Origin of the sequence: Collimonas antrihumi (assembly GCF_018304965.1) — a bacterium.
Taxonomy (GTDB): Bacteria; Pseudomonadota; Gammaproteobacteria; order Burkholderiales; family Burkholderiaceae_D; genus Collimonas; species Collimonas antrihumi.
The window spans coordinates 73,924-87,006 of the sequence record NZ_JAGQED010000012.1; the positions used below are offsets into that span (position 1 = coordinate 73,924).

Below are 13,083 nucleotides of genomic sequence, written 5' to 3' on the forward strand. Positions count from 1 at the left end.
AGTGCGGGCCCTTACGGCGCGGAAAATAGACGCATGTACGTGATGTGAATTCCGCGTGGGCACAAAGGCGTGCCCACCCTACCAGTTGCCGTTACAGTCTTTTAATCTTCATCTTCCGGATCAATCAAGCTGAATTTCTCGTGGGCGGTTTCACTCAAATGCGCGCGTAGCCATTTGTGCGCCGGATTGCGGGAGTCGCGCTCGTGCCACAGCATATCGACATGGACCGCTGGTGTCGGGAACGGCAGTTCGCGCGCCACCAGTTCTTCGGTCATGCCGGTTGCGCCAATCAGGTGGCGCGGCAACACTGTGAGCAGATCGGAACTGGCAACCACGCGGCCGGCCGTGAAGAATTGATTGACGGTCAGCAGGATGCGCCGCTCGCGCCCCATCGCCGCCAGGGTTTCATCGATCAAGCCATGCGCCCGGCCGGAAAAACTTACCAGCAGATGATGCGATGCGCAGTAATTGTCCAGGGTCAGCACCTGATTGGCCAGCGGATGCTTCTTGTGCATCACGCACACATATTCGCCGGTGTAGAGCCGCTCATGATGGATCGGCGAGGCGCTGGTAGTCTGGCCGCCGGCCAGCTGGGCCGCAACGCCAGGGAAAAATCCCACCGCCAGGTCGACATCGCCACGCAACAGCATCTGGCGTGGATCGCGGGTTGTCAGCGGCACCATGCGCAGATTCAGTTGCGGTGCTTCGCGTTCGATCGTACGCACCAGTCCCGGCAGCCACAACGCTGCGGTGGCGTCCGCCATGGCCATCTGGAAGGTCGTGTGGGCGCGCGAGACATCGAAAGTTTCTGGCGTGATCGCAGTTTCCAGGTCGGTCAACGCGCGCCTTACCACCGGCCACAATTCTTCGGCGTGCTGGGTCGGCTTGACGCCGTGCGCGGTGCGGATCAGCAGCTCATCGTTGAGCGTATCGCGCAATCGTTTCAAGGCATTCGACACCGCCGGTTGGGTCATTGCCAGGCGGCTGGCGGCGCGTGTCAGGTTTTGCTCGGTCATGACGGCATCGAAGACACGCAGCAAATTTAAATCAAGCGTTAAAAAACTCATGGTCGGATCTAATGTTAATTATTTTTGGACTGAATTTGTACTGAAAACGGGGCTGAAAAATTTAGCCTGAATGCAATATTCACAGATTTTATAACTGTTATATGAAAGCGCAATGACAGATTTCAAGTGCTGCAAAAATATTGCACAACAACATAAACGCAATATGAAGCGACTATCAGTTGAGATTATGTCTGATAACTGTAATGGTTGCTGGAGGGAAACCAAAATAATGCAAACCCTCTCTGTCAGGCTTAATCTTACAGACATTGCCTATTTGATGTGCACGACGGATTTTTTTGACAGATACCGAACGTTATTCGTTGAACACATAACTGATATCCAAAATCATAATTGGATAGCTCGCTAAGTAATGAATATACTGCAATGCAACATCATCATTGAAAAGTAGTCGTATGTCTTTATTCGCTTTTGCCCTGCCTGCTGAAATAGCTTTGTTCGACGTATCGGCGCTGCTTGCCGCCGCTGCTGCCGCAGTGCGGCCATTGCTGGGCGTGGGAGCGTTGGCGACCTTGATGGTGTATTTCAAACCGCTTTGGATGGGGGTCTTGCGTGCTGCATTGATGTTGGTCAAACCGCGCAAATCGCTGGACCAGCGGATTGCCCGCAGCAAGTTCAACGGGCAGCAATTAGTACGCCGCATGGCTAACGACCATGCACTCAGTCAGCCAAGCCTGGCAGCTGAACTGCGACTGCTGGCCGGTCGCGATTAACTACAAGGAGTTGTTATGCACCAATACATATACTTTGACGAAGACGGCTTCCCTACTTTCGCTGTGATGCAATGGCTGCGCGCCGCGGCAACGCGCGTTTCAGCCTGGATGGGTTTGAACGGCCTGTAATACGCCGTTAAGCCATCTCCACTATTGAATTTCTGACGTCTCCTCTTTCCCGCGATGGAAAGATTCGCCCTGCCGGCTAACCGTCAGCAGGGGGTTTTTTGACTGCAGAGCCACATAAAAAAACGCCCGCTAGCTTACGCTGCGGGCGTTTTTGTTTGTTGCGGTATAAGGCGTTAGTCGGCCAGCTGTTTTTCCAGCGCCAATTTCACGTCTGCCAGTTCTTTCGGCAAGTGATATTTCAGCTTGTCGAACAGTTCTGTGTGCAGCGCGGTTTCCGCTTTCCAGGCAGCTTTATCGATAGCAGTGATGCGATCGAATTGCTCTTCGCTGAAATTCAAACCTTCCCAGCTCAGATCGGCATAACGCGGCGTCACGCCGAACAAGTGCTCAACGCCGCCAGTCTGGCCATGGCCGCCTTCGAGGCGGTCCAGCATCCATTTCAACACACGCATGTTGTCGCCGAAGCCAGGCCAGACAAATTTACCGTCGGCGCCGGTGCGGAACCAGTTGACGCAGAAAATCTTCGGCAACTCGACTGCATTTTGTTTACCTTGGGCAGCCAGCTTTTCGCCCAGCGTCAGCCAATGCTGGAAATAGTCGCTCATGTTGTAGCCGATGAACGGCAGCATCGCGAACGGATCGCGGCGTACGATACCTTGCTGGCCGGCCGCAGCAGCGGTGGTTTCCGAGCCCATGGTGGCAGCCATGTACACGCCTTCAACCCAGTTGCGGGCTTCTGTTACCAGCGGCACGGTGGTGGAGCGGCGGCCGCCGAAAATGAAGGCCGAAATCGGCACACCGGCCGGATCGTCCCAAGCCGCGTCGATCACCGGATTCTGAGTTGCCGCCACGGTAAAGCGTGCATTCGGATGCGCTGCCTTGGCGCCGGTTTCCTTGGCGATGGCAGGCGTCCAGTCCTTGCCCTGCCAGTCGATCAGGTGCTCTGGCGCGGTGCTGGTCATGCCTTCCCACCAGACATCGCCGTCGTCGGTCAGGGCGACGTTGGTGAAGATGGTGTTTTCACGCAATGACGCCATGCAGTTGTGGTTGGTCTTGTCATTGGTGCCAGGCGCAACGCCGAAATAACCGGCTTCCGGATTGATCGCATACAGGCGGCCATCGGCGCCCGGTTTGATCCAGGCGATGTCGTCGCCGATGGTGGTGACTTTCCAGCCTTCAAAACCGACAGGTGGAATCAGCATGGCGAAATTGGTTTTGCCGCAAGCCGAAGGGAAAGCCGCTGCCACATAGTGCTTTTTGCCAGGTTTACCATTTACTGCGGGCGATTCGACCCCCAGGATCAGCATGTGTTCGGCCAGCCAGCCTTGATCGCGGCCCATGGTCGAGGCGATACGCAAGGCGAAGCATTTCTTGCCGAGCAATGCATTACCACCGTAGCCGGAACCGTAAGACCAGATTTCGCGGGTTTCCGGATAGTGGACGATGTACTTGGTCGGATTGCATGGCCAGGCGACATCCTTCTGACCGGCTGCCAACGGCGCGCCGACGCTGTGCACGCAAGGCACGAACTCGCCATCGCTGCCGAGCACGTCATACACAGCCTTGCCCATGCGCGTCATGATGCGCATGTTGACGGCGACGTAAGGAGAGTCGGACAGTTCAACGCCGATGTGTGCAATCGGCGAACCCAGCGGGCCCATCGAAAACGGTACGACGTACATGGTGCGGCCTCGCATGCAGCCATCGAACAAGCCGTGCAGCGTATTGCGCATTTCGGCCGGGTCGGTCCAGTTGTTGGTCGGGCCGGCGTCTTCCTTGCTGGCTGAGCAGATGAAGGTACGGTCTTCGACCCGCGCCACGTCCGACGGATCGGAGCATGCCAGATAGCTGTTAGGGCGTTTTTCCTGGTTCAGCTTCTTCATGGTGCCGGCAGCCACCATTTCGCTGCAGAGGCGATCGTATTCAGCCTGCGAACCATCGCACCAATAGATTTGGTCAGGCTTTGTCAGGGCCGCGACTTCGGCTACCCAGTTGATCAGTTTTTGCTGTTTGACAAATGCTGGAGCATTGATTGTGGTGATGCCACCCATGCGTGGTTGATTCATGAAAAACTACCTCCAATACCAATAAAGAAATCTTTTTCTTGCCAGCGGCTTGTAGTCGATTGACTTGCCATGTCGGCTGGTTGAATTCTGGTGCGCTTGTTGCGAGCTATCTGGCTAGTTAGCGTTATCATTTATCGATCAACAAGCATCGTGTTGGTTTTACTGCAGGCCTTGCTGTGATTCTTGCTGTAATGCAGGCCGCACACCTTTGAGCGATGTTGCTGGTTTTAACGGGGGAGTAGCCTCTATCCCGGGAAAAGTGGGCCGATTGTACACCTGATTTGTAGTGAAAATGACCAACTATTGTAGTAAGGTATTTCCCGTTTTCCGGATGCTGTTGCTTTATTACGTGGCAGCGGTTTTTCTTTATTTTTATGCAATTTAAATATCAAAAAGCTCCTATGAAAATTGCCGTACTGGATGATTATCAAGACTGTGTCCGCCATCTCGACTGTTTCAAGATGTTGGATGGCCACGAGGTCAAAGTGTTCAACAATTCCGCGCGCGGCGTCGGTCAACTGGCAATCCGCCTGGCCGTTTTCGACGCGCTGGTTTTGATACGCGAGCGCAGCAGTTTTTCCAAAGCGCTGCTGCAAAAATTGCCTAAGCTGAAATTGCTATCCCAGACCGGAAAAGTCAGCGGCCATATCGATGTCGAGGCGGCCACCGAATGCGGCGTCGCCATCGTCGAAGGCGTCGGCGATCCGACCGCACCGGCCGAGCTGACATGGGCCCTGATCATGGCGGCCAGCCGCCGCATTCCGCGTTATGTCAGCAATCTGCAGCAAGGGCAATGGCAATCGGTTTCGGCGACGCCGCAAAACAATGTACTCGGCACCGTGCTCAAAGGGCGGACGTTGGCGATCTGGGGTTATGGAAAAATCGGCCGCATGATTGCCGCGTACGGCAAGGCGTTCGGCATGCGCGTGCTGGTCTGGGGCCGCGAAGCGAGCCGTGCGGCCGCGTTAAAAGACGGTTGTCTGGCGGCAGATTCGAAACATCAGTTCTTTGCCGAGGCTGATGTTTTGACGCTGCATCTGCGCTTGAATGACGCTACCCGTGGCATCGTCGAAGCCGCCGATCTGGCTTTGATGAAACCCAGCGCCATTTTCGTCAACACCAGCCGTGCCGAACTGGTTGCCGACGGCGCATTGCTGCCGGCCTTGCAACAAGGCCGGCCCGGTTATGCCGCGCTGGATGTATACGAAACCGAACCATTGGCGCCGGACTCGCCGCTCTTGCGGATGGAAAACGTGCTGGCCTCCCCGCATCTTGGCTATGTCGAAAAAGACAGCTACGAGCTATACTTCCGCGCCGCATTCCAGAACGTTGTGGATTTCGCGAGTGGTACGCCGAAGAACGTCCTGAATCCAGACGCGTTGTTGTAGGGTGGGCATGCATGCCCACGCGGACGCACAATACACGCCTCCGCGTGGGTAAAGACCATCAGTCGTCGTCGGCGCCACTAGGCAAAATCAACTTGTTCAGCCGGGCTGCCGGCGCGGCTAGCGTGGTGTCATGCCACATGGTCTTCCAGCCCGGCGGCCACGGCAATGGCGGGCCGCTATATTCAGGCACGTTCTTGCGCACCGGGATCACCGGCAAGCTATGCGGCATGGCGCCTTCGCTCCAGCCCAGGCTGAAGGCGTAATCCGGCAGCAACGCATCGCATACCTTGGCAAACCAGTTGCTATGGTCTTCATCGTTTCCCAATGCCTGCGCCAGGCCGTGCGGATCGAACTGCGCCAGCGCGCTTGCCAGTTCCGGTATCGACGCGCCGGGCTGGTCGCCCCAGCCCAGGATCGGGTTGAAATTGTAATCTGCGCCAGACCCGTACCAGCCTTCGCGCCGGGGCCGTTCCATCCAACTGCGACGTCCGCAAAACAAATGCCAGCGCCAGTGCAGGCCGGACGGTTTCGGCCAGCTGTACAGATACAGCCGTTGATAGCCGGCGCGATGCAATTCGCGCACCAGCGCCATCAGGCGAGCGTGCGGCATACGGTCTGGCGGTGCGTGACGGAACATGATGGGTTCGCCGTCTGCGTGCTGCACTTCGTCGGAAGACAGATTCAAGTCCAGCGTCCGCTTCTCGCTGCCGAAACGCGCAGCTATCCAGCCGGTTAACAAGTTAACCGAGGTGATTACGCCATAGCCGCGAAAGCGGTGAAAAATAACGGTGCCGGGAGCGATGGGTTTCATGAGTCGGAATTCTTAAAAAAAGTGCACGCCTAAGGCAAATGTTACCAGTGTAGCCGCTGCGCCGCGGTTTCATAGGATAGGCAAAAGGCGCAGCATCGATTTGCTTACCTCAGTATAATCAAGCCACCCTCCAAGGTAGAAAGGACTAGCCATATGAAGCAACGTCCACCAGTTACAGACGAGCGATCAAGCGACCAGCCCATCACAGCAGCCACCGATAGCGGCGCGTTTTCAGTCGGCAGGCGCAATCTCATGCTGTTGGGAGGCCTCAGTTTCGCGACGATGAGCATCCCCTATTGGCTGCGGCAAGCCTCAGCCCAGACCGTCACTCCTGCCTCCACCCCCGGTTCTACCAGTTCCCCTCCCAGCGCAAGCAATCAGCAGCAAACCGATTTCATGGCCTTGTCGTCATTGTTGACCGGCGCGCCGAAACTCAATCCGCGCATAGGCGCAAGACTGTATAGCGCGCTGACTAAACAAGCGATCGAGTTTGAGAAACAAGCCGCTGCGTTGTGGCAGTACAGCCTCGATAAAAATATCAAGGACGTCGATAACCTGGCTGCCGCAGTCGGCACCGATAGTGCGTTATCGCTAGTCTTGCACCGGATTATCAGTGCCTGGTATCTGGGCGTAGTCGGCGACGGTGGCGTAACCGGCGGCGCCAAGGTGATCGCATTCGAACAGGCATTGATGTTCGACCAGGTGCGCGATGCCGTTGTGGTGCCGACCTATTGCCGTGCCGCTCCAGGGTACTGGATTACCCAACCGGCAGTCTTGAAAGCGAGGGTTTGAGCATGGCTGATACCTCAGTTGTAGCGCAGTCCGCAGATGTCGTGATTGTCGGTTCCGGTGTCGCCGGCGCCCTGGTGGCGCATCAACTGGCACGGTCCGGCGCTTCGGTGCTGGTGCTGGAAGCGGGGCCGCGGCTGGAACGCTGGCGTATCGTCGAAAATTATCGGAATACGCCGAGCAAAGACGATTTCATGGTGCCTTACCCGTCCACCAAATACGCGCCGCATCCTGAGTACACACCGGAAAATAACTACCTGATCCTCAAGGGTACGCACAAATACAATTCGCAATACATCCGCGCGGTAGGCGGCACTACCTGGCACTGGGCCGCTGCCGCCTGGCGCTTTCTGCCGAACGATTTCAAAATGAAAACGCTGTACGGCGTCGGCCGCGACTGGCCCATCAGTTACGACGAACTGGAACCCTACTACTATCGGGCTGAAGTCGAGCTGGGCGTATCCGGCCCTAACGACGGCACCGATCTCGGCTCGCCGCGCAAGCAACCCTATCCGATGGACCACCTGCCGCTATCCTGGAACGATCAGCGCTTCAGCGCCGTGGTCAACGGCAACGGCCACAAAGTCGTGTCGGAGCCGGTGGCGCGCAACAGCCGCGCCTACGATCAGCGCCCCAACTGCTGCGGTAACAACAACTGCATGCCGATCTGTCCGATTGCCGCCATGTATAGCGGCATCATCCACGTCGAGAAAGCCGAAAAAGCCGGCGCCAGGGTGCTGGCCGACGCCGTGGTTTACCGGATAGAAGTGGACGCCAAGGAGCGCATCAGCGCCGTGCACTACAAAGATCCGGAGGGCGTCACCCACAGAGTTACCGGCAAGTATTTCGTGCTGGCGGCGAACGGTATCGAGATTCCCAAACTGATGCTGATGTCTACCGACGACAAGCATAGGAACGGTATAGGCAATAGTTCGGACCAGGTCGGCCGCAACCTGATGGACCATCCCGGCACCGGTGTCATCTTCCTCGCCAATGAAGACCTGTGGCCCGGCCGCGGTCCGATAGAAATGACCTCCATCGTCGATATGCGCGACGGCGCTTTCCGTGCCGAATATGCGGCCAAGAAGCTGCATCTGAATAATATGGCGCAAACCAATCACGCCGCGCAGACGGCCCTTAAAGACGGTCTGGTCGGTCTCAAATTGAATCAGGAAATCCGCCGCCGCGCGGCGCGTACCGTGAATATCAACAGCTTCCACGATATCCTGCCGGATCCCGAAAACCGCATACGGCCCAGCACGGAAAAGCGCGATGCTCTCGGCATTCCGCAACCGGAGATCACGTATTCAATCAACGATTACGTCAAGAAAAGCGCGGTGCTTACGCACCAGGCCTATGCCAGCATCGCCGCCATGTTCGGCGGCACGGAAATCAAGTTTGACGACGATTTCGCACCGAACAACCACATCATGGGCGCCACCATCATGGGCGGCGATCCGCGCGATTCGGTGGTCGACGCCCATTGCCGGTCACACGATCACGAAAACCTGTTTATCGCCAGCGGTTCGGTGATGCCGGTGGCCGGCACGGTGAATTGCACCTTGACGATCGCGGCGCTGTCTTTACGCATCGCGGATACTTTGAGGACAGTGCTATGACGGCCCGCTCTCAACTCACCTTCCAGCTCTTCCGTTGGGTCAGCGGCATGGCTCTGGCCGCCGGTATGGTGCATGGCGCCGCTGCTGCAGATGCGGTGGTTGGCGCTCCGGCTACGCTCGCCGCGCCTCCCAATGCCGACCAGATCGCGCGTGGCGCCTACCTGGCCAAAGCTGCCGACTGTATCGCCTGCCACACGGTCGATCCTGCCAAACCGTTCGCCGGCGGTTATCCACTGGCGACGCCGTTCGGCACCATCTACGGCCCCAACATCACGCCCGATAAAGAGACTGGCATCGGCAGCTGGAGCGATGAAGATTTTATTCGCGCTCTGCACAACGGCATCGATGAAGAAGGCAAGCATCTGTATCCAGCGTTCCCCTACGCTTCCTTCACCAAACTATCGCGTGACGACGTGCTGGCGATCAAGGCCTATCTGTTCAGCCTGCCGCCGATACAGCAAAAAAATCTGGAAAACAATTTGCCTTTCCCGCTCAACCAGCGCTGGATCCTGGCCGGCTGGAACTTGTTCAATTTCAAGCCAGGCGAATGGAAAGACGATGCCGGCAAGAGTCCCGAATGGAATCGCGGTGCTTACCTGGTGGAAGGACTGGCCCACTGTCAGGAGTGCCATACGCCGCGTAACCTGACCATGGGTGTCGACCTCAAGCGTTCTTTCGGCGGTGCGCAACTGGGTGGCTGGACGGCGTTCAACATCACGCCTGATCCGGTCAGCGGCATCGGCGGCTGGAAAGACGAAGAAGTGGTCCAGTATATGAAAACCGGCCTGGTGCCAGGCAAGGCGTCCGCTGCCGGCGGCATGGCTGAAGCGATCGAACACAGCCTGCAATATCTGAGCGACGCCGACTTGAAGGCGATTGTCGCTTACATGCGCAGCGTGCCGGCCATCAGCGATGCGGCCGACAAGAAGCCGCGTTACGCCTGGGGGAAGCCAGCAGACGACGACGCCGATTTGCGCGGCGTAGCGGCAGTATCGGTTAGCAGCAATGCTTCCAGCGGTGCAGAGCTGTTCAGCGGCAACTGCGCCAGCTGTCACTCGGCTAGCGGCAGCGGGGTGGTCGGCGGTTATTATCCGTCGCTGTTCAGCAACAGCGTGGTGGGTGCGCGCGAGCCAGGCAATCTGCTGATGGTGATCCTCAATGGCGTGCAGCGTCGCGGCAAGGATGATGAAGCCTTTATGCCCGGCTTCGCGGATCATTTGAACGATGCTCAGATTGCAACGCTGGCCAACTACATCCTGAAGCAATACGGTCATGCAGACGCGCCGGCCATCACACCAGAAGTTGTCAAAACCCAGCGTCACGGGGGACCGGTTTCGCCCATGCTGTCTTTATTGCCCTGGGGGCTGGCGGCGGCAGCGTTGATCGTGGTATTTATACTGTTTTCATTGTTCACGCGTCGTCGGCGCAATCCGGATAGTCCGCATAGTCCACGTAACCCGCCGAAATGACCGCGATCAACCACAATCACAATTATTGAAAAGGAAACGGATTCCCATGGCTTTACGTATCATCGCCACCGGTGGCACCTTCGATAAGCATTACGACGAGATCGCCGGTAAATTGACTTTTGCCGCCAGCCACCTGCCGCAAGTGATCCAGCGCGCACGCATCACCACCGAGATCGCGCTGGAAGAATTGCCTTTGCTGGATTCACTCGACATGCAGGACATAGATCGCCGCCGCGTGCTGGCCTCCTGCACGCATGCTGCGGAACAGTCGATAGTGATCATCCACGGCACCGACACCATGCGTGAGACGGCAGCCGTGCTGGGTGCTGCCGCGCTGGACAAGACGATCGTGGTGACCGGCGCGATGATTCCCTACGCCATCGATAATTCCGACGCCCTGTTCAATTTCGGCTTTGCTTGCGGCGTCGCGCAAGCCCTACCGCCTGGCGTGTATGTGGCGATGAACGGCAAGATTTTTGCGTGGGATAAAGTCGAAAAAAATCGGGCGGCGGGCGTGTTTGAACCCTTATAACGGCTTCCGTAGGGTGGGCATGAATGCCCACGCGGACCGTAAATTTCTGACGCCGGTTATCTTGCTAGCACGTGGGCAAAAAACTTGCCCACCCTACCCGGCTCCAACACGGATTTCCGAGAAAAAAAACGGGGCAGATTTTCTGCCCCGTTTTTACGTTCATTCCGATTATTTCGCGGCTTCCGTCAAACCGCGTGCCTCCAGCAATGGGCCGACTTCCGGTCCGCGCCCATAGAAATCCTTGAACAAAGCACTCGGATCGGAGCTGAAGCCACGCGACAACACCTTGGAGCGCAGCAGGTCGCCGTTGGCGCGTTTCAAGCCGCCGTGGGTGTTCATCCAGTGCTCGGTATCCTTGGCCAGCACGTCGCTCCAGATATAAGCGTAATAACCTGCCGAGTAACCGTTGGCGAAGATGTGCTGGAAATACGCTGTGTGGTAACGCGGTGGCACCACGTAACCGTCGCTGCCCGCTGCCGTCTGCAACGCTTTCGCTTCAAACGCCATTACTTCTTTTGCAGCAGGAGTCTGGTCGGCCGGCAGCTGGTGCCAGGCCTGGTCCAGTATTGACGCTGCCAGATACTCGGAGCTTTCGAAACCTGCATTGAATTTACGTGCAGCCAAGACCTTGTTGACCAGCGCCCGCGGCATCGGCTTACCGGTCTTGTAGTGCTTGGCATAGTGCGCCAGGACTTGCGGATTGTGCGACCACATTTCATTGAACTGCGACGGATATTCGACAAAGTCGGCCGGTACGTTGGCGCCAGAGAAGCGCGAATACCGGACGTTGGAGAACATGCCGTGCAAGGCATGGCCGAACTCGTGGAACATGGTGTTGACTTCGTCGAAAGTGAGCAACACAGGTTTGCCGGCCGGTGGTTTGACGATGTTGATATTGTTGGACACCACCGGTTTGGTTCCGAGCAGCCTCGACTGCGACACGTAGCTGTTCATCCAGGCCCCGCCCTGCTTGTTTTCGCGCGCAAAAGGATCGAACAGGAACAAGGCCAATGGCGAGCCATCCTGGTTAAACACTTCGAACACGCGTACGTCTTGCTGGTAGACCGGCAGATCGGTGCGTTCCTTGAAGCTCAAGCCATATAGCTCGTGGGCCGCGTAGAACACGCCGTCCTGCAGCACATGATTCAATTCGAAGTAAGGCTTGGTCTGTGATTCGTCGAAGCTGTAGCGCGCCTTGCGCACCTGCTCGGCGTAAAACGCCCAGTCCCACGGTTGCAACTTGAATGGCTTGGTATGGCTGGCTTTAGCCTGGCGGTCGATCAGCTGTTGCATCACTGCCGCTTCTTTTCGGGCGTTGGCTGCTGCTGCCGGCGCCAGTTGTCCCAGCATGCGGTTGACGGCGGTGGGCGTGCCGGCGGTTTCGTCTTCCAGCACATAGGCGGCGTGGCTAGGGTAACCCAGCAATGCGGCACGCTGGGCGCGCAGTTTGACGATCTGGGCGACAGCCGCGACATTATCGTCGCCGCCGCCATTCGCACGGTTGATCGAGGCGGTATAGATGCGCTCGCGCAGCTGGCGATTCTTGAGCTGCGCCAGTAGCGGCTGGTCGGTCGTGTTCTGCAGCGCGATCAGCCATTTGCCGTCGAGTTTGCGGCTGCTTGCAGCTTGCGCGGCGGCGTCGATGGACTCCGGCGACAAACCGTCCAGATCGGCCCGTTTGTCGACCACTACGGCGCTGTCGTTATTCGCTTTCAGCAGGGTTTGCTGGAATTGCGTGGTGAGCGTGGAGATCTGTTGATTCAGCTTGCGCAGCTGGTCCTTGTCGGCTGCAGACAAACGGGCGCCGGCGCGGACGAATTCCGTGCGATAGCGCTCCAGCAGCCGCAGCGATTCGGGATCGAGGCCAAGCGTGCTGCGTTGCTGGTACAGCTGTTCTACGCGGGCGAATAGTTGCGGATCCAGGAAGATGGCGTCTTTGTGCGCAGCCAGCTCGGGCGCAATGTCTTGTTGGGTCTGGTCCAGCTCAGGACTGGTATTGGCGCTGACCAGGTTGAAAAACACGTCCGCGACGCGTGCCAGCATTTGGCCGGAGCGCTCCAGCGGGAGGATAGTATTGTCGAAACTCGGCGCCGCCGGATTGGCTGCGATCGCGTTGACTTCCTGGCGTTGCTGCGCCATGCCGGCTTCGAATGACGGCTTGTAGTCGGAGTCCTTGATTTTGTCGAACGGCGGCAGGTTGTATGGCAGAGAACTGATCTGGGCGAAGGGAGAACTTGCAGCGAGCGCTGCGGTGGTGGTGGCTTGTGATGTCTTGGTTGGCGTATCGCCAATTGCCGAGCATCCCATCACTCCCGCTGCCGCGGTCAACATCAATCCGCATAGCGAGATATGTCGTGAAATACGTCGTGTAGAAATTTGCATCAATTCTCCTGATATTGGTTCTGGGAATTATTTTTTTGACGAAACATTCTACGTCAGCATTCAAGGTCAGGGGGATCACGGACTATATTGATAAAAACCG

At 57.3% G+C, this 13,083-nt stretch carries 10 protein-coding genes; 6 read left to right on the forward strand and 4 right to left on the reverse strand.

Annotated elements, in window-relative coordinates:
• Positions 1-101: 101 nt before the first annotated feature.
• Positions 102-1,067 (reverse strand): LysR family transcriptional regulator, encoded by a 966-nt coding sequence (locus KHU29_RS12415; RefSeq protein ID WP_092413126.1) that lies wholly within the window; start codon positions 1,065-1,067, stop codon positions 102-104.
• 413 nt (positions 1,068-1,480) lie between these two features.
• Here KHU29_RS12415 and KHU29_RS12420 point away from each other — a divergent pair, with 413 nt between their 5' ends.
• On the forward strand, positions 1,481-1,798 hold the full coding sequence (locus KHU29_RS12420) for a hypothetical protein (protein WP_211453112.1): 318 nt from the start codon (positions 1,481-1,483) through the stop codon (positions 1,796-1,798).
• A gap of 302 nt (positions 1,799-2,100) precedes the next feature.
• On the opposite strand, the gene KHU29_RS12425 is transcribed toward KHU29_RS12420, so the two are convergent.
• Complete coding sequence (locus KHU29_RS12425) at positions 2,101-3,993, reverse strand: phosphoenolpyruvate carboxykinase (GTP) (protein ID WP_211453113.1); 1,893 nt, start codon at positions 3,991-3,993, stop codon at positions 2,101-2,103.
• 401 nt (positions 3,994-4,394) lie between these two features.
• Here KHU29_RS12425 and KHU29_RS12430 point away from each other — a divergent pair, with 401 nt between their 5' ends.
• Positions 4,395-5,381 carry a D-2-hydroxyacid dehydrogenase family protein gene (locus tag KHU29_RS12430; RefSeq protein WP_211453114.1) on the forward strand — a complete coding sequence of 329 codons (987 nt, stop codon included), beginning with the start codon at positions 4,395-4,397 and terminating at the stop codon, positions 5,379-5,381.
• Between the two features lie 58 nt (positions 5,382-5,439).
• Here the strand turns inward: KHU29_RS12430 and KHU29_RS12435 are convergent, their stop codons facing one another.
• Positions 5,440-6,192, reverse strand: a complete 753-nt coding sequence (locus tag KHU29_RS12435; protein ID WP_246541903.1) for an L-asparaginase — start codon at positions 6,190-6,192, stop codon at positions 5,440-5,442.
• 153 nt (positions 6,193-6,345) lie between these two features.
• On the opposite strand from KHU29_RS12435, the gene KHU29_RS12440 reads away from it, so the two are divergent.
• From KHU29_RS12440 to KHU29_RS12455, 4 genes are read left to right on the forward strand one after another with little or no spacing between them, the layout of a single operon-like run.
• Positions 6,346-6,984: a sorbitol dehydrogenase family protein gene (locus tag KHU29_RS12440; protein WP_211453115.1), complete on the forward strand. Its 639-nt coding sequence runs from the start codon at positions 6,346-6,348 to the stop codon at positions 6,982-6,984.
• A 2-nt stretch (positions 6,985-6,986) separates the two neighbouring features.
• Positions 6,987-8,600 (forward strand): GMC family oxidoreductase, encoded by a 1,614-nt coding sequence (locus KHU29_RS12445; protein WP_211453116.1) that lies wholly within the window; start codon positions 6,987-6,989, stop codon positions 8,598-8,600.
• On the forward strand, positions 8,597-10,069 hold the full coding sequence (locus KHU29_RS12450) for a c-type cytochrome (RefSeq protein ID WP_211453117.1): 1,473 nt from the start codon (positions 8,597-8,599) through the stop codon (positions 10,067-10,069). The genes KHU29_RS12445 and KHU29_RS12450 overlap by 4 nt, the downstream gene beginning before the upstream one ends.
• Before the next feature lie 46 nt (positions 10,070-10,115).
• The gene (locus tag KHU29_RS12455; protein ID WP_211453118.1) at positions 10,116-10,601 is read left to right on the forward strand and encodes an asparaginase domain-containing protein; all 486 of its coding nucleotides are present in this window, start codon (positions 10,116-10,118) and stop codon (positions 10,599-10,601) included.
• A 168-nt stretch (positions 10,602-10,769) separates the two neighbouring features.
• Here KHU29_RS12455 and KHU29_RS12460 read toward each other — a convergent pair whose 3' ends face one another.
• A complete protein-coding gene (locus KHU29_RS12460) occupies positions 10,770-12,983 on the reverse strand; it encodes a M3 family metallopeptidase (RefSeq protein ID WP_246541905.1) in 2,214 nt (737 codons plus the stop codon).
• Positions 12,984-13,083: the final 100 nt, after the last annotated feature.

Excerpts from the sequence above, each read along its gene's own strand:
- KHU29_RS12450 (WP_211453117.1), top strand. The coding sequence starts at position 8,597 with ATGACGGCCCGCTCTCAACTCACCTTCCAGCTCTTCCGTTGGGTCAGC.
- KHU29_RS12420 (WP_211453112.1), top strand. The coding sequence starts at position 1,481 with ATGTCTTTATTCGCTTTTGCCCTGCCTGCTGAAATAGCTTTGTTCGAC.
- KHU29_RS12455 (WP_211453118.1), top strand. The coding sequence starts at position 10,116 with ATGGCTTTACGTATCATCGCCACCGGTGGCACCTTCGATAAGCATTAC.
- KHU29_RS12415 (WP_092413126.1), bottom strand. The coding sequence starts at position 1,067 with ATGAGTTTTTTAACGCTTGATTTAAATTTGCTGCGTGTCTTCGATGCC.
- KHU29_RS12430 (WP_211453114.1), top strand. The coding sequence starts at position 4,395 with ATGAAAATTGCCGTACTGGATGATTATCAAGACTGTGTCCGCCATCTC.
- KHU29_RS12460 (WP_246541905.1), bottom strand. The coding sequence starts at position 12,983 with ATGCAAATTTCTACACGACGTATTTCACGACATATCTCGCTATGCGGA.
- KHU29_RS12435 (WP_246541903.1), bottom strand. The coding sequence starts at position 6,192 with ATGAAACCCATCGCTCCCGGCACCGTTATTTTTCACCGCTTTCGCGGC.
- KHU29_RS12445 (WP_211453116.1), top strand. The coding sequence starts at position 6,987 with ATGGCTGATACCTCAGTTGTAGCGCAGTCCGCAGATGTCGTGATTGTC.
- KHU29_RS12425 (WP_211453113.1), bottom strand. The coding sequence starts at position 3,993 with ATGAATCAACCACGCATGGGTGGCATCACCACAATCAATGCTCCAGCA.
- KHU29_RS12440 (WP_211453115.1), top strand. The coding sequence starts at position 6,346 with ATGAAGCAACGTCCACCAGTTACAGACGAGCGATCAAGCGACCAGCCC.